Source organism: Streptomyces sp. MAR4 CNX-425, from assembly GCF_048656465.1.
Classification (GTDB): domain Bacteria; phylum Actinomycetota; class Actinomycetes; order Streptomycetales; family Streptomycetaceae; genus Streptomyces.
Genome location: NZ_JBMDLF010000002.1, coordinates 236,753 through 261,028 on the forward strand (window position 1 = coordinate 236,753; position 24,276 = coordinate 261,028).

Annotated in this window: 5 protein-coding genes and 1 pseudogene; all 6 read right to left on the reverse strand. The window is 77.2% G+C overall.

Annotated elements, in window-relative coordinates; genetic code table 11:
• Window positions 1–18: 18 nt before the first annotated feature.
• Window positions 19–9,171 carry a type I polyketide synthase gene (locus tag ACHZ99_RS06425; RefSeq protein WP_420303396.1) on the reverse strand — a complete coding sequence of 3,051 codons (9,153 nt, stop codon included), beginning with the start codon at window positions 9,169–9,171 and terminating at the stop codon, window positions 19–21.
• 184 nt (window positions 9,172–9,355) lie between these two features.
• Window positions 9,356–14,731, reverse strand: a pseudogene (locus ACHZ99_RS06430) (type I polyketide synthase); the annotation flags it as partial.
• Between the two features lie 96 nt (window positions 14,732–14,827).
• Window positions 14,828–15,046, reverse strand: coding sequence for a ferredoxin (locus ACHZ99_RS06435; RefSeq protein ID WP_420303397.1), 219 nt, complete (start codon window positions 15,044–15,046; stop codon window positions 14,828–14,830).
• On the reverse strand, window positions 15,043–16,302 hold the full coding sequence (locus ACHZ99_RS06440; RefSeq protein ID WP_420303398.1) for a cytochrome P450: 1,260 nt from the start codon (window positions 16,300–16,302) through the stop codon (window positions 15,043–15,045). Before ACHZ99_RS06440 ends, ACHZ99_RS06435 begins: the two co-directional genes overlap by 4 nt.
• 14 nt (window positions 16,303–16,316) lie before the next feature.
• The gene (locus ACHZ99_RS06445) at window positions 16,317–17,879 is read right to left on the reverse strand and encodes a long-chain-fatty-acid--CoA ligase (RefSeq protein WP_420303399.1); all 1,563 of its coding nucleotides are present in this window, start codon (window positions 17,877–17,879) and stop codon (window positions 16,317–16,319) included.
• Window positions 17,876–24,256, reverse strand: a complete 6,381-nt coding sequence (locus ACHZ99_RS06450) for a type I polyketide synthase (protein ID WP_420303400.1) — start codon at window positions 24,254–24,256, stop codon at window positions 17,876–17,878. The genes ACHZ99_RS06445 and ACHZ99_RS06450 overlap by 4 nt, the downstream gene beginning before the upstream one ends.
• Window positions 24,257–24,276: the final 20 nt, after the last annotated feature.

The window sequence follows — 24,276 nt, forward strand, 5'->3', positions numbered from 1 at the left end:
AGCCGGGCCCCCGGCTCGTCAGTCGCCCTCCACGGCCTTGTCGATGAGGGCGAGCAGGTCGTCGTCCACGAGCGGCACGTGTTCGGCTTCTCCCCCGCCGCCCCGGTCGTCGGGGCCGGTCGCGGTCTGCTCGGGGCCGGGCGGGAACAGCTCCGCGTGCAGGCGGTCCGCCAGTTCGGCGGGGGTGGGGTGCCGGAACACCACCGTGCTCGGCAGCCGCACGCCCGCCGCGGTGGTGAGCCGGTTGCGCAGCTCGACCGCGGTGAGGGAGTCGAATCCCAGCTCCCGGAAGGAGCGGTCCGGGACGATCTCCTGGGCGGTGCCGTGCCGCAGGACCGTGGCCGCCTGCGACCGGACCAGACCCAGCAGTGCCCGCCGCCGCTCCTCGGGCGGCGTCGCGGCCAGTTGGCGGGCCAGGGTGCCGTCGTCGGCGCCCGGCTCCCCCGCCGCCGGGCCGCCGGCCGCGGCCCGCGGCCTGACCGTGCCGACCAGGTCCCGGAACAGGGCCGGCAGTTCGCCGGCGGCGGCCTGCCGGCGCAGCCCCGGGAGGTCGAGCCGGGCGGCGACCTGGACCGGTTCGCCGCCGGTCAGCGCCGCGTCGAAGAGCGCGAGCCCGTCGGCGGAGTCGAGCGGCGCGACGCCGGCGCCGGCGAGCCGGTCGAGGTCGCGTTCCGCGAGGTGCCCGGTCATGCCGCCGGCCTCCCGCCACAGGCCCCAGGCGAGGGAGACGGCGGGCAGCCCGCGGTGCCGGCGGTGCCGGGCGAGGGCGTCCAGGGTGGCGTTCGCCGCGGCGTAGTTGGCCTGGCCGGCGGTGCCCAGCAGCCCGGCGACGGAGGAGAACAGCACGAAGGCGTCCAGGTCGAGGCCCGCGGTCAGTTCGTCGAGGTGCTGCGCGGCCCGGGTCTTCGCGTGCAGCACCCGCGCCAGCCGCGCGGGCGTGAGGCTTTCCACAACGGCGTCGTCCAGCGTCCCGGCGGCGTGGATCACCGCGCCCAGCGGCCGCCCGGCCGGGACGGCCGCGAGCAGTTCGCGCAGTGCCCGGCGGTCGCCGACGTCGCAGGCCGCCGTCTCGACCCGGGCGCCGAGGCCGGCGAGTTCGGCGGCGAACTCCTCCGCGCCGTCCGCGCCGGGGCCGCGGCGGCTGGTGAGCAGCAGGTGCCGGATCCCGTGCCGGGTCACCAGGTGGCGGGCGAGCAGACGGCCGAGCGTGCCCGTACCGCCGGTGACGAGGACCGTTTTGTCCGGGTCGAGGCGGCGGGGCAGGGTGAGCACGAACTTGCCGAGGTGACCGGCGTCCTTCAGCGTCTCGAACGCCTCCGGGGCCTCCCGGACGTCCCACGAGGTGATCGGCGGCGGTGGCAGCGTACCGGCGGCGAAGAGGCCGGCGAGGCGGCGCAGGGCTTCCCCGACCCGGCCGGGGTCCTCGGCCAGCAGGTCGAACGGGCGGTAGCCGACGCCGGGGCGGTCCGCGGCCACGGCGGCGGCGTCGCGGACGTCGGTCTTGCCCATCTCGACGAACCGGCCGCCGCGGGGCAGCAGGTCGAGCGACGCGTCGGTGAACTCGCCGGCGAGGGTGTGGAGGACGACGTCCATCCCCTCGCCGCCGGTGGCGTCCCGGAACCGCTGCCGGAACTCCAGGTCGCGGCTGGAGGCGATGTGGTCGTCGGCGAGCCCGAGGCGGCGCAGCAGGTGCTGCTTGGCCGGGGCGGCGGTGGCGAACACCTCGGCGCCCACGTGGCGGGCGACGTGCAGCGCCGCCAGCCCGAGCCCGCCGGTGGCGGCGTGGATGAGGACCCGCTCGCCGCGGGCGAGGCCGGCCCCGTCGACCAGGCCCAGCCAGGCGGTGAGGTACGCGACGGGCACGGCCGCGCCCTGCGCGAACGTCCAGCCCGGGGGCATCCGCACCAGGGTGCGGGCGTCGGCCACGGCGACGGGGCCCAGGGCGCCCGGGATCAGGCCCAGCACGCGGTCGCCGACGGCCGGTTCGGTCACGCCGGGCCCGACGGCGGTGACCGTACCCGCGCCCTCTACGCCCATGTCCGCCCGGCCGGGGTACATGTCGAGGCCGATCAGCACGTCGCGGAAGTTGAGGCCCGCGGCTCCCACGGCGACGCGGACATGACCCGGGGGCGGCGGTCCGGCCGCGGCGGGGGCGGGGAGTGCCGCGAGGCTGTCGAGCGTCCCGCGGGGGGCGGCGTCGATCCGCCAGGGGTCGCCGGCCGGCGGGACCGGGAGCCGGCGGGCGGGGTTCTCCAGCCGCGGGACTCGGACCTGTTCCGCGACCACGCGGATCTCGGGCTCGTCCAGGGACGCGAGGGCGGCGGCCGTGGTCCGGTACCCGGGGTCGTCGGTGACGTGCGCGAGCGCGAAACGGCCCGGGTGTTCGGTACGGGCCGTGCGTACGAGCCCCGCGACGGCGGCCTGCGCCGGGCCCTCGCCGGTGACGGCGACGGCGAGCCGGGAGTCGGCGAAGCGCTCGTCGGCCAGCCACTCCTGGACGAGGCGGAGCGCCCGGGCGGCGGCGTCCTCCGCGGTGCCGGTGGCGGGTAGGGGGGCGATCACGGTGGCGGGGACGGGGTCGGCGAGTGCGGAGAGGCCGGCGGCGGGTGTGTCCAGGACGTACGGGGGCGTACCGCTCCCCGCCCCGGCGGGCGGCGCCGCGGGCGCAGCGGGAGGCGCCGCGGGCCGCCAGCCGATCCGGTACAGCCGCCCCGCGCCGTCCGCCCGGGCGGTGTCGTCCGCGGCGGTGCTCTCCCGGAGCGTCAGGGACTCGACGGCCGCCAGCGGGCGGCCGGCGGCGTCCGCCACGTGCAGGGCGACGGCCCCCTCCCCGTCCGGGACGATACGCACGCGCGCCGCCGTGGCGCCGGTGGCGAACAGCTCCACCCCGCTCCAGGCGAACGGCAGCGCCGGGCGGCCGGCCCGCCCCGCGGCCCGGCCGGGGAGCGCGGCGTGCAGGCAGGCGTCGAGCAGCGCGGGGTGGATGCCGTAGCCGACGGCGCCGGACGGGTCTTCGGCCGGGAGCGCGACCTCGGCGAACACCTCGCCGTCCCGCCGCCACGCCGCCGACAGGCCGCGGAAGGCCGGGCCGTACGCGTAGCCGAGCGCCGCCAGCTCCGCGTACAGCGCGTCGGCGGTCAGCGGCTCGGCGCCGGCGGGCGGCCATTCGGTGCGTACGGAACCGCCGTGGGCCCCGCGCGCCGGGGCGAGGACCCCCGTGGCGAGGCGGGTCCACGGCTGTCCGGGCGCGGCGCCGGCCGGGCGTGCGTGGACCGCGACGGGGCGGCGGGGCTGCGGGGCGGCGCCGCCCTCCGGGGCGCGTACCGCGATCTGGAGCTGGACCGGGTCCCGCTCGGGGAGGTGGAGCGGGGCGTGCAGGATCAGTTCCTCCAGCCGCCCGCAGCCGGCTTCCTCGCCCGCGCGGAGGACCAGTTCGACCAGCGCGGCGCCGGGCAGCAGCACGCTGCCGGAGACGACGTGGTCGGCGAGCCAGGGCGCGGTGCGGCGGGACAGCGAGGCCGTGAGCAGGGCGCCGTCGGCGTCGGCGAGCTGGGTGACGGAGCGGGCCAGGGGGTGGTCGCCGGTGTCGGCGGCGGGCGCGGGGGCGGTCATCCAGTAGCGGCGGCGCTCGAAGGCGTACGTCGGGAGGTCCACCGCGCGGGCGCCGGGGAAGGCGGGGGCCCAGTCGACGGCGGCGCCGTGCACGTGGGCCTCGGCGAGCGAGGTGAGGAAGCGTTCGGACCCGCCGTCGCCGCGGCGCAGGGAACCGACGGCGACCGCGTCCTCCTCGGCGGTCTCCTGGACGCCCATGGTGAGCACGGGGTGGGCGCTGGTCTCGATGAACATGCGGTGGCCGCGGCCGAGCAGGTTCCGTACGGCGTCGGAGAACCGCACCGTGGCCCGCAGGTTGCGCACCCAGTAACCGGCGTCCAGCTCCCGGCCGTCCAGCATCTCGCCGGTGACCGTCGAGCAGAACGGCACGGCGGCCGGGCGCGTACGGACCTCGCCCAGCACCTCCGTCAGCTCCGCCGCGACGGCGTCGACCTGGGCGGAGTGGGAGGCGTAGTCGACGTTGGTGCGGCGCACCCGGATCCGCTCGGCCGCCAGCGCGGCCGTCAGCTCCTCCAGGGCCGCCACCGGCCCGCTGACGACCGTGGCCGCGGGGCCGTTCACCGCCGCCACGCACAGCCCGCCGCCCAGGGCGTCGAGCCGCTCCCGTACCGCGTCGTGCGGCAGCGCCACCGACGCCATCCCACCGCCGCCGGCCAGCCGCCGGGCGATCACGCGGCTGCGCAGCGCGGCCACCCGGGCGCCGTCCTCCAGGCTCAACGCCCCTGCCACCACGGCCGCCGCGATCTCCCCCTGCGAATGCCCCACGACCGCCGCCGGCACCACCCCGTACGACTCCCACAACCGCGCCAGCGACACCATCACCGCCCACAACGCCGGCTGCACCACATCCCCACGGCCCAGATCCCCCCGCAGATCCTCCACCAGCGAACGCCCCGTCCACGGAGCCAGCGCCTCCCCGCACTCCTCCAGCGCCCCCGCGAACACCCCCGACTCCCCGTACAACTCCAGCGCCATCCCCCGCCACTGCGACCCCTGCCCCGGGAACACGAACACCGGCCCGGCGCCGACCCCCGTGGCCCGGCCCGTGACGAGGCGCGCGGCGGGCTCCCCGGCGGCCAGCGCGGCCAGGCCCTCCGCCAGGTCGTCGGCGTTCGTGCCGACGGCCACGGCCCGGTGCTCCAGCGCCGCCCGGGTGGCGGCGAGCGACCAGCCGACGTCCGCCGCGGCGTGCTCGGGGTGCGCCCCGGTAAAGTCGCGCAGCCGCCCGGCCTGGGCGGCCAGCCCGCCGGGGGTGTGTCCGGATACGGGCCACGCCAGCACCGCCGGCTCCGTACGCACCTCGGCGGGCTCGGCGGGCTCGTCCGCGTGCTCCACGATCACGTGCGCGTTGGTGCCGCTGATGCCGAACGACGAGACCCCGGCCCGCCGCGCCCGGCCCCGGCCGGGCCAGGCACGCGCCTCGGCCAGCAGGGACACCGCGCCGGACGCCCAGTCGACGTGCGGGGACGGCTCGTCGGCGTGGAGCGTGCGCGGCAGCACGCCGTGCCGCATCGCCATCACCATCTTGATCACGCCGCCCACGCCCGCGGCGGCCTGGGCGTGGCCGATGTTGGACTTCAGCGACCCCAGGTACAGCGGCTCGCCGGGGCCGCGGCCCTGCCCGTACGTCGCCAGCAGGGCGTGCGCCTCGATCGGGTCGCCGAGGCTGGTGCCCGTGCCGTGCGCTTCGACGGCGTCCACGTCCGCCGCCGTCAGCCCGGCCGCGGCCAGGGCGCGGCGGATGACCTGCTCCTGGGCGGGGCCGTGGGGTGCGGTCAGCCCGTTGGACGCGCCGTCCTGGTTGACCGCGGAGCCGCGCAGCAGGGCGAGGACGCGGTGCCCGTTGCGGCGGGCGTGCGACAGCCGCTCCAGGACGAGCACGCCCGCGCCCTCCGCCCAGCTCGTGCCGTCGGCGTCGGCCCCGAACGCCTTGCAGCGGCCGTCGGCGGAGAGGCCGCCCTGGCGGTCGAACTCCAGGAACATGCCCGGGTTGGCCATGACGGCCACCCCGCCGGCGAGGGCGAGGGAGCAGTCCCCCTGGCGCAGCGACTGGGCGGCGAGGTGGAGGGAGACCAGGGACGAGGAGCAGGCGGTGTCGACGGTCAGCGCCGGGCCGTGCAGGCCGAGCGTGTACGCCACGCGTCCGGACAGCACGCTCGGGGTGTCGCCGGTGAGGATCTGCCCCTCGAAGCCCTCCGGCGCCCGGTCGAGGCGGGCGCCGTACTCCTGGGCCATGGCGCCGGCGAACACGCCGGTGGTGGTGCCCCGCAGCGTCGCCGGGACGATTCCGGCCCGTTCGACCGCCTCCCAGCAGACCTCCAGCAGCACGCGCTGCTGCGGGTCCATGGTCAGCGCCTCGCGCGGGGAGATCCCGAAGAACCCGGCGTCGAACTCGGTGGCGCCGTCGAGGAAGCCGCCCCGCCAGGCGCGGGAAGCGGCGCCGTCGTCCCAGCCGCGGTCGGCCGGGAAGCCGGTGATCGCGTCAGTGCCGTCCGCGACGAGCCGCCACAGGTCCTCGGGCGAGCGGACGCCGCCGGGGTAGCGGCAGGCCATGCCGACGACCGCGATCGGGTCGTCGCCGTCGCCGTCGGGGCGGCCGTCGGTCCGCGCCGGTGCGGACGGCCGCGTCGGCCGGGCGCGCAGCCGCTCGGCGAGCGCGGCGGGGGTGGGGAAGGAGAAGAGGATGTCGGACGGCAGCCGCTGCCCGGTGGCGGCGGCGAGGCGGTCGCGCAGTTCGACGGACATGTGCGAGTCGAAGCCCGCGTCCTTGAACGTCGTGCGCTCGGCGACGCGTGCGGGGTCGGCGTAGCCGAGGACGGCCGCCGTGTGGCCGCGTACGACGTCGAGCAGCGGCCGGTCCTGCCGGTCGGCGGCGACGGGCTCCCGCGCCTCGGGGATCACCGGTTCCGCCGCGGCGCTCTCCTCGCCGTCTCCGGCGGGCAGCCAGTGGCGGGTGCGCTGGAACGGGTAGGTGGGCAGCGGGACGCGCCGGGCGCCGAGACCGGCGTACGCGGCCTCCCAGGTGACGGCCGCTCCCCGCGTCCACGCCTGCGCGGCGCCGGTGAGGAACCCCCGCCGGCCGCCGTCGCCGCGCCGGAGGCTGCCGACGGCGGCGGCTTCGACGCCGAGCGCGTCGGCTGTCGCGGAGACGGCGGTGCTCAGCACGGGGTGCGGGCTGGTCTCGATGAACAGCCGGTGGCCGCGGCCGAGCAGGTTCGCCACGGCGTCGGAGAACCGCACCGGGTGCCGCAGGTTGCGCACCCAGTAGCCGGCGTCCAGCTCCCGGCCGTCCAGCATCTCGCCGGTGACCGTCGAGCAGAACGGCACGCCCGCCGGGCGCGTACGGACCTCGCCCAGGACGTCGAGGAGTTCCGGCACCACGGCGTCGACCTGGGCGGAGTGGGAGGCGTAGTCGATGTCGACGCGGCGCACCCGGATCTGCCGGGCCGCCAGCACCGCGGTCAGCTTCTCCAGGGCGGCCGGCGGCCCGCTGACGACGGTGGCCGCCGGGCCGTTCACCGCCCCCACGCACAGCGCGCCGTCCACCGTGCCCAGCAGGTCCCGCACGTCGTCCGCCGGGAGCGCCACCGACACCAGCCCGCCCTGCCCGGCCAGCCCGCGCGCGATGACCTGGCTGCGCTGCGCCGCGACCCGGGCGCCGTCCTCCAGGCTCAACGCGCCCGCGACGACGGCCGCCGCGATCTCCCCCTGCGAATGCCCCACGACCGCCGCCGGCACCACCCCGTACGACTCCCACAACCGCGCCAGCGACACCATCACCGCCCACAACGCCGGCTGCACCACATCCCCACGACTCAGATCCCCCCGCAGATCCTCCACCAGCGAACGCCCCGTCCACGGAGCCAGCGCCTCCGCGCACTCCTCCAGCGCCCCCGCGAACACCCCCGACTCCCCGTACAACTCCAGCGCCATCCCCCGCCACTGCGACCCCTGCCCGGGGAAGACGAACACCGGCCCCGCGCCCGGGAGGACGACGCCCTGCACGACGCCGGGGGCGGGCTCTCCCTCCGACAGGCTCGCGGCCCCCGCGCGCAGACGGTCCTCGCCGGCCGCGAGGACGACGGCGCGGTGGTCGAACCCCGCGCGGGTGGTGGCCAGGGACAGGCCGACGTCCTCGGGCGTACGCCCCGGGCGCGCGCCCAGGTCGTGCAGGAGCCGGGCCGGCTGCGCGCGCAGGGCGGCGGGGCCGCGCCCGGAGAACACCCAGGGCAGCGCCGGCGCCTCCGCGCCCGCCGCGCGCGGGCCCGCCGCCCGCGAGCCGCCGGACGCCGGCGGCTCCGGCTCCGGCTCCGCCACGACGACATGGCAGTTGGTGCCGCCGAGGCCGAACGAGGACACGCCCGCCACCAGCGGCCGCTCCGGGCGCGGCCAGCCCCCGCGGGTCGCCTGCACCCGCAGGTTGAGCCGGTCCAGCGGGATGGCCGGGTGCGGGGTGACGTAGTGGAGGCTGGGCGGCAGTTCGCGGCCGCGGACGCTCAGCGCCACCTTGAGCAGGCCGACGATGCCCGCCGCGCCCTCCAGGTGACCGACGTTGGTCTTGACCGAGCCGACCGGGACCGGGTCGCCCGCGGGCCGCGCGGCGCCGACCACCGCGCCGAGCGCCGCCGCCTCGACGGGGTCCCCGGCGGGGGTGCCGGTGCCGTGCAGCTCGACGAACTGGACGTCGCCGGGGTCGGTCCCCGCCCGCCGGTACGCCAGCCGCAGCACCTCCTCCTGGGTGCGGCGGCGCGGCGTCCCGAGGGAGTCGCCGCCACCGTCGTTGTTCACGGCGCTGCCGCGGATCACGCAGGTGACCGGGTCGCCGTCGGCGAGGGCCCGGGCGAGCGGCTTGAGGACGACCACCGCGCCGCCCTCGCCGCGGACGTAGCCGTCGGCGGCGGCGTCGAAGGTGCGGCAGCGCCCGGAGGCGGACAGCGCGCCCATCCGTTCGGAGGTGGCGGTGGACCCGGGGGCGAGGACCAGGTTCACGCCCCCGGCGAGGGCCAGGGCCGACTCCCCGCGGCGCAGGCTCTCGCAGGCGAGGTGGACGGCGACGAGGGAGGAGGACTGGCCGGTGTCCACCGTGAGGCTGGGGCCGGTGAGACCGAGGGCGTACGAGACCCGGTTGGCGAGCATCGCGCGCCGGGTGCCGGCGAAGGTGTGGTGCGTGACGGCCGGGCCGCCGCGCCGGTGGGCGAGTTCCGCGTAGTCGTCCCAGAGGGCGGCGGCGTAGACGGCGGTGGCGGTCCGGGAGAGGTCGTACGGGACCGTGCCCGCGTCCTCCAGCGCCTCCCACGCCAGCTCCAGCATCAGGCGCTGCTGCGGGTCCATGACCGCGGCCTCGCGCGGGGAGATGCCGAAGAACTCCGGGTCGAAGGCGTCGACGTGCTCCAGAAAGGCGCCGTACCCGGGCCCGCCGGCGTGCGCACGGCGGCCTTCGGGGACCTCGCCGACGGCGTCGGTCCCGTCGCGCAGCAGCCGCCAGAACTCCGCCGGGCTCGACGCGCCCGGCAGCCGGCAGGCGAGGCCGACGACGGCGATCGGATCCGTTCCGGTCATTCGCGGGCGCTCCCCCGTGCCTTGTCACCGGTGCGGTGGCTCGGCCGCCGCACCGGTCGCGGTCTCGTCGTTGCAGGGACATCAGATTCTGTGCCCCTGTACCAGCCGCCCACCCCGGTGCACACCCCCGGCCAGACCCCAGCCATCCCGGGGCCGGGCGGCGGCCCGGGGCCGGGGACGGCCGCTACGGGGAGGGCGGGCCGGGGTGCCTCGCCGCGTCCCAGGTGGCGAGGAGGTGGGCGGCGAGGGCCCCCGGGCTGGGGTGCTCGAAGACGGCCGTGGCGGACAGCCGCAGTCCGGTGGCGGTGACCAGGCGGTTGCGCAGCTCGATCGCGGCCAGCGAGTCGAACCCGGCGTCACGGAAGGGGCGTTCGGGATCGTGGAAGGCGCCGTCGGCGGCGGCGTCGGTCAGGCCGTGCCCCAGGGCCGCGGCGGCCTGCGTACGCACCAGGTCGAGGAGCAGGCGCCGGCGTTCGCCGGCGGCTGCTCCGGCCAGGGCGAGCGACAGGGTCTCGGCGTCGGACGGCTCGGCCGCGTCCCGCGCGGGTACGGTACGCCGCCGGGCCGGGGTACGGACCAGGGAGCGCAGGAGCGGGGGGACGCCGCCCTCGGCCGCGCCGCGGGCGCGGAGGGCGGCCGGGTCGAGCCGGACGGGGACCAGGGTGGCGTCGGCGGCTCCGGCGGCCGAGGGTGCCGGTTCGAAGGCGCCGCCCGCGCTGTCGGTCCCGGCCGGCCCGTGCGAACTGCCCGCCCCCGCCGTCGCGTTCCCGGCCAGCGCCGCGTCGAACAGCGCCAGGGCCTCCCGGGTGCCGAGCCCGCGCAGGCCCCACCGGCCCAGCCGGGCCCGGTCCGCCGGGCTCAGCCCGCCCGTCATCCCGCCCGTCTCCGCCCACGGGCCCCAGGCCAGCGACACCGCGGGCAGGCCGCGTTCGCGGCGGCGGGCGGCGAGCGCGTCGAGGAAGGCGTTGGCCGCCGCGTAGTTGCCCTGGCCGGGGGTGCCGAGCACGCCGGCGACGGACGAGAACAGCACGAACGCCGACAGGTCCGGCCCGGCGGTGAGTTCGTCCAGCGCGAGCGCCGCGTCGGCCTTGGCCGCCAGGACGCGGTCCACCTGCCCGTCCGTGAGGGAGGTGACGACGGCGTCGTCCACCACACCGGCCAAGTGCACCACTGCCCGTAGCGGGAACTCCGCCGGGACGTCCGCGAGAAGACGCGCGAGCGCGGCGCGGTCGGCCACGTCGCAGGCGGCCACGTCCACCGTGGCGCCCAGCCGGGTCAGCTCCGCCGCCCACGCCTCGGCGCCCTCGGCGGCCATGCCGCGCCGGGTGGCCACCAGCAGCCGCCGTACGCCGTGGCGGGTCACCAGATGGCGGGCCAGGAGGCGGCCGAGGTGGCCCGTCCCGCCGGTGAGGAGGACGGTGCCGTCGCCGGCCAGCGGGGAGGGCCCGGGTGTCTCTGCGGGGTCGGCCCGGACGAGACGCGGGCGGAGGACGGTGCCGTCGCGCAGGCGGATGTGGTCCTCGTCCACGGCAGCCGCGATGCCCGCGATGCCGGCGGGCTGTGCGGGATCCCCGTCGTTCGTCACCAGCACGAAGCGGCCGGGGTGTTCGGCCTGCGCGGAGCGGATCAGTCCCTCGGCCGCGGCGTGCGCCGGCAGGCCGGCGCGGGTGACGATCGCCAGGCGCGCCTCGTCGGGTCGCTGCCCGGCGAGCCGGTCGCGTACGAGCGTGAGGGCCTGGTGGACAGCTCCGCGTACGTCGGCGTCCTCGTCGAGCCGAGCGACGTCCGGATCGGGGGCGGGGGCGCGCTCGGCGGTGACCGGCTCCCACGCGACCCGGTAGAGGGAGCCGCGCGCGGCCGGTACGTGGCCGGGGCCTTCGGCGGGGGCGCTCTTGAACGTCAGGGAGTCGAAGGTGGCGACGGGCCGGCCGGAACCGTCCGCGACGGTCACGGAGACCGCGTCGCGGGCGACCGGGGTGAGCGCGACGCGCAGCGCGGTGGCGCCGGTGGCGAGGAGTTCGGCCCCGGCGAAGGAGAAGGGCAGGGCCGGGGTGCCGTCGGTGGCCACCATGCCGGTGAGGACCACCGGGTGCAGCGCGGCGTCCAGCAGCGCCGGGTGGAGGCCGAAGCCGCGCACGTCCACGTCCGCGGCCAGGGCCGCTTCGGCGAACACCTGGTCGCCGCGCCGCCAGACCGCGCGCAGCGCCTGGAACTCGGGGCCGTAGTGCAGGCCGGCGGCGGCGAGCCGGGGGTAGCAGTCGGTGAGGTCGACGGGTTCGGCGAAGGGCGGCGGCCAGGCGGCGAGGTCGACGGGCGGGGCGGCCGGGCTGTCGGCGGGCGGGTGTGCGGCGGCGGTACGCGCCGCGGCCGCCGCCGGCGCCAGCACACCTGTCGCGTGCCGGGTCCACTCCCCCTCCGCGTCACCGTCCGCGTCCGCGTCCGGCCGGGCGTATACGCCGAACGCGCACCGGCCCTCCTCGTCCGCGCCGTCCACCACGATCTGCAGCCGCAGCCCGCCGTGTTCCGGCACGGCCAGCGGCGTGTGCAGGGTGAGTTCGTCCAGCCGGCCGCGGCCGGCCTCGTCACCGGCGTGCAGGGCCAGGTCGGCGAACGCCGTGCCCGGCACCAGCGCGCGCTCCCCCACGCGGTGCGCGGCCAGCCAGGGCTGCGCCGACCGCGCCAGCCGGCCGGTGAGGACCGGGCCCCGGCCGTCGGCCATGTCCACGGCCCCGCCGAGCACCGGGTGGCCGGCGGCCCGTACCCCCAGACCGGCCGCCGCCCCGCCGCCCGGCGCGGGCCGGAGCCAGTACCGCCGCCGCTGGAAGGCGTACGTGGGCAGTTCGACGCGGCGCCCGCCGGCGCACAGCGCCCGCCAGTCGACGTCCACGCCGGCGCACCAGGCGCGGGCCAGCCCCTCGACGGCGGCCAGCGGCTCGGGACGGTCCGCGCGGCCCAGGGGGCAGAAGACCGTGCCGCCGGGGTCCGCGAGGGCTTCGGCCGCCATCCCGCTGAGCGTGGCGTCGGGCCCGATCTCCAGCACGTGCCGGACACCCTCGGCCGCCAGGGTGCGTACGGCGTCGTGGAAGCGCACGCCCTCGCGGGCGTGCCGCACCCAGTAGTCCGGGGACGCCAGGTCGTCCGCCCCGGCGCGCCGCCCGGTCACCGTGGAGACGGCCGGGATCCGCGGTGGGTGGAAGCGCAGGCCCGCCAGCACCGCGCGGAAACCGTCGAGCATCGGGTCCATCAGCGGCGAGTGGAAGGCGTGGCTCACCCGCAGCCGGCGGATCTTCACCCCGCGGTCCGCGAACCGCCGGGCGAGGGCCGTGACCACCGGTTCCGCGCCGGAGACGACCACCGCGCGGGGGCCGTTGACGGCGGCGATGCCGGCGTCGTCCTCGTGCCCGGCCAGGGCGGCCGCAACCTCGTCCTCGGGCGCGGCCACGGCGACCATGGCGCCGCCCGCGGGCAGGGCCTGCATCATCCGGCCGCGGGCCACCGCAAGCGTGCAGGCGTCCTCCAGGGAGAGGACGCCGGTGACGTGCGCGAGGGCGATCTCGCCGACCGAGTGACCCGCCGCCAGGGCCGGCCGGACGCCCCACGACTCGACCAGCCGGAAGAGCGACACCCCGTGGGCGAGGAGGGCGGGTTGCGCCCACTCGGTACGGCGCAGGGTCTCCTCGTCCGTGCCGAAGGCGACGTCGTTCAGCGGGCCGGGCAGCTGCTTGTCGAGGAACGCGCGGGCCTCGTCCCAGGCCGCCGCGAAGACCGGGAACGCCTCGTACAGCTCCCGGCCCATGCCGGGCCGCTGCGCGCCCTGGCCGGCGAAGAGCAGGCCCACGCCGGCGGCGTCGCCGCGGGCCACGCCCCGGGCCACACCGGGCTGTTCCGCCCCGGCGGCCACGGCGTCGAGGCGGCGGGTCAGCTCCGCCGGTGTGCCGCCGACCACGACCGCGCGGTGTTCCAGAGGCGTACGGGTCCGGGCCAGCGACCAGCCGACGTCCATGGGGCGGGGGTACGGGCCGGTGCCGGCGGTGAACTCCCGCAGCCGCACCGCCTGCTGCCGCAGGGCGGTCTCGCCGCGGGCGGAGAGGATCCACGGGACGACGGCGGCCGGTGCCGCGCTGCCGGCGGGGTCGGCGGAACCTGCGGTGTCGGCGGCTTCCCCGGCCGCCTCCGCTTCCTCCAGGATCACGTGCGCGTTCGTGCCGGTGATACCGAACGACGACACCCCCGCCCGCCGGGGCCCGTCCCGCTCCGGCCACGGCCTCGCGGCGGTCAGCAGCTCCAGCCCTCCCGCCGCCCAGTCGACGTGCGGCGACGGCGCGTCGACGTGCAGCGTCGGGGGCAGCAGCCCGTGGCGCATCGCCATCACCGTCTTCATCACCCCGGCCATGCCCGCCGCCGCCTGGGTGTGCCCGATGTTCGACTTCACGCTCCCCAGCAGCAGCGGCCGTTGCGCCGGCCGCTCCCGGCCGTAGACGGCGCTCAGCGCCTGCGCCTCGATCGGGTCGCCGAGCCGGGTGCCGGTGCCGTGGGCCTCCACCGCGTCGACGTCGGCGGCGGTGAGCCGGGCGTCGGCGAGGGCGTCCCGGATGACCTGTTCCTGCGCCTCGTCGTTGGGGGCGGTCAGGCCGTTGCTCGCGCCGTCCTGCCCCACCGCCGTACCCCGCACGACGGCCAGCACGGGGTGGCCGTGGCGGCGGGCGTCGGACAGCCGCTCCAGCAGCAGCGCGCCCGCGCCTTCGGCGGGGCCGAAGCCGTCGGCCGCCGCGGCGAACGCCTTGCACCGGCCGTCGGCGGCCAGCGCCTGCTGGCGGCTGAGGTCGACGATCCAGTTCGGCGAGGACATGACGGTGACCCCGCCGGCGAGCGCGAGGGTGCACTCGCCGCGCCGCAGGGCCTGCACGGCGAGGTGCAGGGCGGTCAGCGACGACGAGCAGGCGGTGTCGACGGTGAGGGCGGGGCCGCGCAGCCCGAAGGTGTACGCGATACGCCCGGACATCCCGCTCGTGGTGGTGCCGACGGCGAGGTAGCCCTCCAGGTCGCGCGCCGCCGGGTCGCCCTGGCGCGGCGCGTACTCCTGGGGCGTGCCCCCGACGAAGACGCCGACGGGCGCGCCGCGCAGCTCGCCGGCCGGCAGTCCGGCCCGTTCGAACGCCTCCCACGCCACTTCGAGCAGCAGCCGCTGCTGCGGATCCGTCGCCAGCGCCTCGCGGGGCGAGATCCCGAACAGCTCGGCGTCGAAGTCGCCCGCGCGGGGCAGGAATCCGCCCGCACGGAGGTAGCTCCGGCCGGGCAGCAGGGGGTCGGGGTCGTAGAGCGCGTCCAGGTCCCAGCCCCGGTCGGCGGGAAGGGGCGACAGGCCCTCCCCGCCGTCGGCGACGAGCCGCCACAGCTCTTCGGGGGAGGTCGCTCCCCCGGGGAAGCGGCAGGCCATGGCGGTGACGGCGACGGGCTCGTGCCCGCGGGCCTCCGCCTCTTCGAGGCGCTGCCTGGTCCGGCGGAGGTCGGCGGTGACCAGCCTGAGGTAGTCGCGCAGCTGCTGTTCGTTGGCAGACACCGGAAGGGACTCCCGTCGGTGACATGGAGCGCGGAGACGGGAGCGCGGCCGCCCGGCGGCGCCGGCGGCCCACGTCACCCGCGGCTCCGGGGCGGGCTACTCGACGTCGATCACCTGGGCGGGGCACCGCACGGCCGCCTCGTGCACCGCCTCGGCCTGGTCCGCCGGCGGGTCGCGGCGCCTGATCACGACCACGCCGTCCTCCGGCCGCTGGTCGAAGACCTCGGGTGCCACGAACGCGCACATGCCGGAGGCCACGCACCTGCCGGTGTCGACGCTGACCCTCAGCGGCGCGCCGGCCCCGTCCCCCGTCATCCGGCCGGTTCCGCGGGCAGGACGGCGTCCCAGGTCACCGGGACCTCGGCCGGCCCGTACACGATGCTCCCGGTCTTGAACGGGACGTCCTCCAGCGGTACGGCGAGGCGCAGCGACGGGACGCGGCGCAGCAGGGTCTGGAGGGTCACGGTCAGCTCCAGCCGGGCCGTCTGCTGGCCGAAGCACTGGTGGGTGCCGTGGCCGAAGCCCAGGTGGTTGTTGGGCCGCCGGCCCACGTCCAGCCGGTCGGGGTCGGGGAACACCTCGGTGTCGCGGTCGGCCGCCTGCATGGCGAGGACGATGTAGTCGCCGGCGGCGACGGGGTGGCCGCCGATCTCGGTGTCCCGGGTCGCCTGGCGGACGATGCCCGGGGCGCCGCCGAGGAAGCGCACGATCTCCTCGACCGCGCTGGGGACCAGCGACGGCTCGGCGTGCAGCCGGGCCAGCTCCGCCGGGTGGGCGAGCAGGGTGAGCAGGCCGTGGGCCATGACGGTCGCGCTGGTGTCGAAGCCGGGGACCAGCAGCGCGGCGCAGATCCCCACCAGCTCCAGGTCGGTGTACGGCCGTTCGCTCGCCTCGCTGCGCGCGATCATGCGGGTGAGGCTGTCGTCGAGCGGTGTCGCGCGGCGGGTCGCGACCATCCGGAACAGGTACTCGTGGAGCGGGCGCATCGCCTCCAGCACGTCCGCCCGGCTGGTGGCGCCGCTGAACATGACCGCCGCCGCGTTGTGGAACAGCTCCCGGTCGGCGTACGGCACGCCGACGAGCCCGCCGATCACGGCGGTGGTGACGGGGACGGCGAAGTCGGCGTAGAGGTCGGCGGCCGGCCCGGCGGCGGCGAGCGCGTCGAGCCGCTCGTCGACGAGGGCCTGCACCATCGGGCGCAGCTCGGTCATGCGCTGGGCGGTGGACACCTCGGGGCCGATGGTGCGGCGGAACCGCTGGTAGTCCGCGCCGTCCATGCGCGAGAACTCCAGCTCGCCGACCGGCCGTTCGGGATCCGCGTGCGCCATCAGGTGAATCGCCTGGCCGGCGCGGCTGCTGAAGCGCTCCGCGTCGCCGAGCACCTCGCGCACGTCGGCGTAGCGGGTGACCAGCCAGGCCGTCAGGCCCGTCGGGCACTTCACCCGGACCACCGGCGTCCGCTCCCGCAGCCCGGCCATCTCCGGCGGCGGCCCGAACGGGCACTCCCGCGGCTTGGGCAGCGGCAGTTCCAGAAGATCCGGCCCGCCCGGCCGGTCCGTGCGCTCGTCCATGGTTTCCGGTCTCCCTAGGCGCGGCCGCGCAGCTCGCGGCGGAGGATCTTGCCGCTCGCGGTGCGCGGCAGGGTGTCCACGAAGGCGTAGTCCGTGGGGCTCTTGTAGTCGGCGAGCCGGTCCTTGAGGAACGTCGTCAGTTCGCGGGCCGTCGGCCGCTCTCCCGGCCGGGCGAGCACGTACGCGCGGACCGCCTCGCCGCGCACCCGGTCGGGCACGCCCACGACGGCGACCTCGGCGACGGCCGGGTGCTTGCCGAGGGCGTTCTCGACCTCGGCCGGGTACACGTTCTCGCCGGCGACGAGGATGACGTCCTTGATGCGGTCGCGGACGTGGACGTAGCCGTCCTCGTCGAGAAAGCCCGCGTCGCCGGTGTGGAGCCAGTTGTCGACGAGGGTGCGCGCGGTGTCGTCGGGGCGGTTCCAGTAGCCGTCCATGACGGCGGGGGTGTCGAGGAGGATCTCGCCGACCTGCCCGGCCGGCAGCGGTTCGCCGGCGCGGTCCACGACCTGCACGGCGACGCCGGGGTAGGCGCGCCCGGCGGCGGTGAGGCGGGGGCCGCCGGGCACGTGGTCGGCCGGGGGCAGGCAGAGGGCGGAGGCGCAGGTCTCGGTGAGGCCGAAGATCTGCGCGAACTCGCAGCCCATCGTCTCCAGGCACCGGCGCAGCAGCGCCTCGGGCATGGGCGAGCCGCCGTAGACGACCTTGCGCAGGCCGGCGAAGTCGGCCGGGCCGGCGTTCGGTTCGTCGAGGAGGACCTGGAGCATGGAGGGCACCATCAGCGTGGTCGTGATGCCGGCCTCGCGGATCGTACGGAGGGTACGGCCGCCCTCGAAGCCCTGCCCGAGCACGTTGACGGCCCCGGCCCGGAAGCCCTGGAGGAACCACCACGGGCCGCCGATGTGGTGGCCGGGCAGGACGTGCAGGATCCGGTCGTCGGGGCGCCAGTCGATCCAGTCCAGCCGGTGCCGGGCCAGCAGGTCGTTGACCGCCCAGTAGCTGCGCTGGCTGAGCACGACGCCCTTGGGCGCGCCGGTGGTGCCGCTGGTGTAGATCTGCGTCAGCGGCTGTGCGGGGCCGGGCGCGGTGCCGGGGTCCGGGTCGGTGGCGGGGTGGCCGGCGGTCCAGCCGGGGAAGCCGCCGTGCGGCGCGTCCGCGTCGAGGGGGATCACGGTGTGGAGCGCGGCGAGCGCGGGGCGGATCCCCTCGACGGCGGGCAGCCGCTCGGCGTCGGTGACCAGCAGGACGGTCCCGGAGTCGCGCAGCACGTGCTCGATCTCGCCCGGGGTGAGCCGCGGGTCGACCGGCACCAGCACGGCGCCGCTCTTGGCGCAGGCGAGGAGGAGGTCGTAGTAGTGCTCGGTGTCCTGGGCGAGGTACGCGATGCGGGCGCCGGCGGTGACGCCGGCGGCGGCCAGCGCGTGGGCCGTACGGTTGCTGCGGCGGTGCAGGTCGCGGAAGGTGACGACGCGGCCGGCGCACTCGACGGCCGGGGCGTCGGGGCGGACCTCGGCGTGGTGGGCCGCGGTGGCGGCGATGGTGGGGAGCCGGACGGCGTCTCCCGTGGCCTTGCTCATCGCGTCCCTCCGTTCGGGCCGTCGGCGTGGCCGGCGCCGTCGGTGCCCGTAGCGGCCCCGGGCGCGGCGGCGGTGGTGAGCTGCCCGTCGATGAACTCCGCGAGCTCGGAGACAGACGGGTGGTCGAAGACGCTGGCGGCGGAGAGCGGCAGGCGGAAGCACTGCTGGAGTGCGTTCTTCAGCTCGACGGCGGCCAGGGAGTCCAGGCCGACCTCGAAGAAGCGGGCGTCGCGCGGCACGTCGTCGGCGCCGTCGTAGTGCAGGAGGTCGGCGATGAGCCCGCGGAGGATGCCGGAGACGGTCTCCCGCCGCTCGGCCGGCGGGAGCGCAGACAGGGCGTCCGGGTCGACGTCGATCTCCCGGCGCCGCGGGCCGCGGGCGACCTGCTGGTACAGGGCGTTGTGCTGCGGGCGGGTCGCGGCGAAGCGGTCCCAGTCGACCTCGGCGATGGTGACCTGGGCGGGCGGCCGGTCCAGCAGCCGGAACAGGGCGCGGATCCCGGCCGCCGGCCGGAAGAAGGTGAACCCCTGGCGCTCGACGTTCGCGGCGTGCTGCGCGTCCGCGGCGGCGGCGAGGCCGATCTCGCCCCAGGCGCCCCAGTTGACGCTGGTCCCGGGCAGTCCGGCGGCGTGGCGCCGGCACATCAGGGTGTCGAGGAAGGCGTTGCCGGCCGCGTAGTTCGCCTGGCCGCCGTTGCCGAGGAGGGACGTCACGGTCGAGTAGCCGATGAAGAACCGGAGGTCGGGCAGGGAGAGGGCGGCGCGGTGCAGCAGCCAGCTGCCGTACACCTTGGTGCGGAAGATCGTGTCGATGCTCTCCCAGGTCTGCGCCGCCACCGGCGCGTCGGCCAGCGTGCCGGCCGCGTGCACGATGCCGCCGAGCGGCCACGGCCTGCCGCGCAGGTCCGCGAAGACCCGGCGTACGTCGGCGTCGTCGCCGATGTCGGCGGCGTACGCGACGACTTCGGTGTCCGGGCCCAGCCGGGTTTGGAGGGCGGCGAGGTCCTCGGCCGCCGGGACGTGCCTGCCCAGCAGGGCGAGGTGGCGGGCGCCGAGGGCGGCGAGGCGTTCGGCGACCTGGCGGCCGAGCGCGCCGAACCCGCCGGTGACGAGGTAGGTGTGGTCGGGGCCGACCTCGACGGGCCGCACGGCGGGCGGCGGTTCGGCGCCGAGCCAGTCGTCGAATCCGACGACGAGCTTGCCGGCGTTGGTGCCGCGGCCGATCGACCGGCACGCCTCGTCGACCTCGTCGACGGCGTAGACGGTGGTGGGGGTCGGGGACAGCTCCCCGGTGTCCATCAGCTCCATGACGGTGCCGAGCACGTCCCGGATCAGCCGCAGCCGCTCCTCGGCGGTGAAGTCGAGGAAGTCGAAGGTGTGGTACGCGACGTCGGGCCGGGCCCGGTGGATCTCGTCGGGGGTCCAGGTGCCGACGTTCCCCAGTTCGACGAAGCGGCCGTCGCGCGCGAGCGACCGGAGGCTGGCCTCGACGCGGTCGCCGCTGAGGCTGTGGAGCACGATGTCGGCCCCCGCGCCGTCCGTCGCGGCGAGCACCTCGTCGGGGTACGTGAGCGTGCGGGAGTTCATGACGTGCTCGATGCCCTGGGACCGCAGCAGCGGCCACTTCTGCGGGCTGGCGGTGGCCAGCACCTCCGCCCCGGCCCGCTGCGCGAGCCGCACCGCGGCCTGGCCGACGCCGCCGGCCGCGGAGTGGATCAGGACCCGGTCGCCGCGCCGTATCCCCGCCAGGTCGTGCAGGGCGTAGTGCGCGGTGAGGTACGCGATGGGCAGGCCGGCGGCCTCGGCGAAGCCGAGCCGCGCGGGCTTGCGGACCGCGGTCTCGGACTCGACCGTCACCTCCCGGCGCAGCACGCCGATGTGGGCCGCGACGACGGCGTCGCCCACCCGGAACGCGGCGTCGGGTCCCGCGGCCGTCACCACGCCCGCGCACTCCAGGCCCAGCGGCAGCTCCGCCAGCGCCTCGGCGACCTCCTCGCCGGCCTCGGCGCGCAGGCCGAGGGCGTTCGCCGCGTCCACGTAGTTCAGGCCGGCCGCGTGCACCCGCACGCGGATCCGGCCGCCCGTGGGGGCGGGCTCCTCCGCGAGCGGCACCGCGACGACGCCGATCTGCCCCTGTCCCGTGACCAGTTCGACGTCGGTGCGCGGGCCGCCCGGTTCGGCGGAGACGCGGCGTACGTGCCGCACCCCCGAGCGGTAGGCCACCTGGAAGTCGGCGGACTCCGCCGCGGTCCACTCGTCCAGCAGCGGCGGATAACCGGCGCCGGCGCCGTCCGCGGCCGGCCGCGGCAGGTCGACGAGGGTGACGCCGTACGACGGGTACTCGGTCCACATCACGTGCCCGAACCCCCACAGCGTGGCGGCCGCCGGCGCCGCCTGCCCGGCCCCGGCCCCTTCCTCCGGCCGGTCGCCGGGAACCCACTGGCCGCCCTCGGTCACCAGCCACAGCCGCGGCGGCTGCCCGGAGCCCGTCTCCCCCAGCGCGTCGCGCAGCGCCAGCAGGTCGCGGTAGTTGCGTTCGCACTCGGCGGGCAGGGATTCGCCGGGTTCCCCCGGCGGCCGCCAGAACCAGCACACGTCCGTGGGCCGCTCCCGCAGCAGCGCCACGGCCTCGGCGGCGGTGGCGGCGGCCGACAGCGTCACGTCGCGCTCCTTGGCGGGCCCGGCGAGGGCGTCGACGCCGGCGGGCGGGGCGCCGACGAGCAGCACCCGGCGCGGCTCGCGTGCGGTGGCCTGGAGCGAGCGCTTGACCCACCGCACCCCGGAGTACATCCGGTCGCGGTCGGGGGCGGCGTTCGCGACCCGGCGCAGGGTGAGGCCCTCCAGCACGAAGACCGGGCGGTCCCCGTCCAGGACGAGGACGTCCGCCGTGGGCGGCTCCCCTTCCGCGCCGGCGGCGGGCGGGGTGGTGCGCAGCACGCTGCGCAGGGTGCGGCCGCGGGGCTTCCGCAGCAGCCGGCAGCGGCCGAAGCCCACGGGCATGGCGAGGGTGTCGTCGTCGGCGAGCGCGGTGAGGGTCTGCAGCGCGGTGTCGAGGACGGCGGGCGGCAGGTGCTCGGCCGGGGCCGCCTCCTGGCCGCGCAGTTCGCCGACGGCGAGGTGGTCGCCGTACCGCTCGATGCTCCGTACGCCCTGGAAGTGCGGGCCGTAGTCCACGCCCAGCTCGGCGAAGTCCGCGTAGAGGTCGTCGGGCAGCAGCCGGGAGCGGGGCTCGCCCGCCTCGCCGAGGAGGGTCGTCAGGGACCGGGCCGTCTCGGCGAGCGCGGCCGCGGCGCCGCCGTCCGCGGATCCGCCGGCCTCGACGGTGGCGGTGACATGGCGCCGTTCGAGCGGCGCGGCGCCGGGGTCCTCACCCTCCGCCATGCTGACGATCTCCACCTCGGCCAGGTCTCCGGCGCCGGGCCGCAGCCGGGTGCGCAGCTCGACGGTGCCCTCGTCGGGGACGAGCAGGGCCTCGTGGATGGTCACGCCGGTGACGGGGAGGCCCGTCTCGCCGTAGACCGCGTCCTGGAGCGCGAACAGCGTCTCCACGTAGCCGGCGCCGGGGAAGACCGCCCGGCCGCGCACCTTGTGGTCGGCCAGGTAGGGGCGGCGGGCGTCGAGCCGGGTGGCGAACGTACGCACCCCGGCGGCGCGCTCCTTGTCGGTCGAGACCTCGCGGCCGAGCAGCGGGTGCACGTCGCCGCCGCGGGCCGCGCCGGCCCCGCGCGGGGCGGGCAGCCAGTGCCGGCGGCGGTCGAAGGCGTACGTCGGCAGGGTGAGCCGGCTGCGGGGGCGGTCGCCGTAGTAGCCGGTCCAGGACACGGAGGTGCCGGCGGCGTAGAGCTGGGCGAGGGACTGGCGGGCGACGGTGCCGTCGGCGTCCTCGGCGTGCAGGCTGCTCAGCCACAGGTGGTCGCCGGGGGCGTCGAGGACCTGCTTGCCCATGCCGACGAGTTCGGTGGCCGGGCCGACCTCCAGGAAGGCGTGCCGGCCGCGTTCGGCGACGGCGCGCACGCCCTCGGCGAACCGCACCGGCTCCCGCAGGTGGCGGGCCCAGTAGTCGGGGGTGGCCGGCTCGGCGGGGTCGGCGACGCGGCCGGTCAGGTTGGAGACGAGGGTGAACTCGGGCGGGTGGAAGGTGAGTCCGGCGGCGACCTCGCGCAGCTCCGCGGCGGCCTCGGCCATCAGCGGCGAGTGCGAGGCGCAGGACACGGCGAGCCGCCGCGTCTTGACCGCGCGCCCGGCCAGGGCCTCCTCGACGCGCTCCAGGGACGCCTTGCCGCCGGAGAGGACGATCTGCCGGGCGCCGTTGACGGCGGCCACGGACAGGTCGTCGTGCTCTTCCAGCAGGTCGGCGACCTCGGCCGGCGACGCCTCCGCGGCGGCCATGGCGCCGGGCGGCGAGGCGTCCATGAGGCGGGCCCGGGCGGCCATGAGGGTGACGGCGTCGTCGAGCGAGAACAGGCCGGCGACGGTGGCGGCGACGATCTCGCCGATGCTGTGGCCGGCCAGGACGGCCGGGCGTACGCCCCAGGAGAGCCAGAGCCGGGCCACGGCGTACTCCAGCGCGAAGAGCGCGGGCTGCATGTACCGGATCTGGTGGATCAGCTCGGCGTCGTCCGCGTCGCCGAGCACCATGTCCCGGATCGACCGGCCCAGGTGCGGCGCGAACAGCCGGTCGCAGGCGTCCAACTGCTCGCGGAAGGCGCCGAAGCGCTCGTACAGCGGCCGCCCCATGCCCACGTACTGCGTGCCGCCGCCGGAGAAGAGGAACGCCACCGCGGGCGGGGCGGCCGGCCGGCCCGGCCGGGTGGAGCGGGTCAGCGCGTTGTCGAGGAGCCGGGCGACGTCGTCGTGGTCGCGGACGACGCCCGCGGTGCGCAGGTCGAAGTGGGCCCGGGAGGTGGCGGCGGCGTGGCAGAGGTCCGCCACGCCGGTCTCGGGGCGGTCGCGCAGCAGCCGCTGGTAGCGCTGGACCTGCCCGCGCAGCGCGCCGGCGCTCCGCGCGGAGAGGGTGAGGACGTGCGCCTCGCCGGGCGGGTCCGCGGGCGCGGCCGCGGCCGGCGCGGCGGCGGTCTCCGCGGGCGCCTCTTCGAGGACGACCGAGCCGATGATGCCCGTCAGGCCGAAGGAACTGACCACCGCGCGCCGGGTGTCGGCGGCCCACGGGCGCTTCTCGGTGGGCACGGTGACGGGGAGGTCGTCCCAGGGGATGCGCCGGGAGGGCGTGTCGAGGTTCAGGTGCGGGTAGAGCGTGCGGTCGCGCAGTTGCAGCACGGTCTTGATGAGGCCGCCGATCCCCGCGGCCGACTCCATGTGCCCGACGTTCGTCTTGAGCGAGGCCACCGCCAGCGGGTCCTCGCTGGTGTGCGACGCGCCGAACACGGCGCCGAGGGCGCCCATCTCGATCGGGTCGCCGAGCGGGGTGCCGGTGCCGTGGGCCTCGACGTACGAGATGTCGCCCGGCGCGAGCCCGGCACCGGCCAGGGCCGTGCGGAGCAGCTGCTCCTGGGCGGTGCCGTTGGGCACCATGAGGGAGCTGCTCGCGCCGTCCTGGCCGACGGCGGAGCCGCGGACGAGGGCGTGGATCCGGTCGCCGTCGCGCTGGGCGTCGGAGAGCCGCTTGAGCACGACGACGCCGCAGCCCTCGCTGCGGCTGTAGCCGTCGGCGGCCTCGTCGAAGGTCTTGCACACGCCGTCGGGGGCCAGCATGTTCCCGTTGGCGGCCATGGCGTACGCGCGCGGGCTGTGGATGGTGTTGACCCCGCCGCACAGCGCGAGGTCGGTCTCGCCGGCGCGCAGCCCCTGCGCGGCGAGGTGCACCGTGACCAGGGAGGCCGAACAGGCGGTGTCCACGGTCATGCAGGGGCCGCGCCAGCCGAGGAAGTAGGAGAGCCGGCCGGAGAGGGCGCTGAACGTCGCCCCGGTGGCCATGTAGGTGTTCAGCTCGTCCAGATCGTACGCGGTCATCTCGCCGACGTAGTCGACGTTGCTGACGGCCATGTAGACCCCGCCGGTGCCGTGCCGCAGCGGCGTCGGGTCGATGCCCGCGTCCTCCAGCGCCTCCCAGGCGACCTCCAGCGCGACCCGGTGCTGCGGGTCGACGTAGTCGGCCTCCTTCGGCGAGATGTGGAAGAACTGCGCGTCGAAGTGGTCGACCTTGTCGATGAACCCGCCCTGCGCGCAGCGGAGGAGGTCCCCGGCCCCGGCGCCGTCCTGACCGGCGTCCACCGGGTCCCACCGGTCGGTGGGCAGGGGCCGCAGACCGGAGCGCCCGGCGCGGAGGAAGTCGGCGAATCCGTCGGGTGTGGTGTTGCCGCCCGGGAACCGCAGGCCGATACCGACGACGGCGATGGGCTCCCCGTGGGGTGTGGACATGACTCCGTACTCCCGTGTCA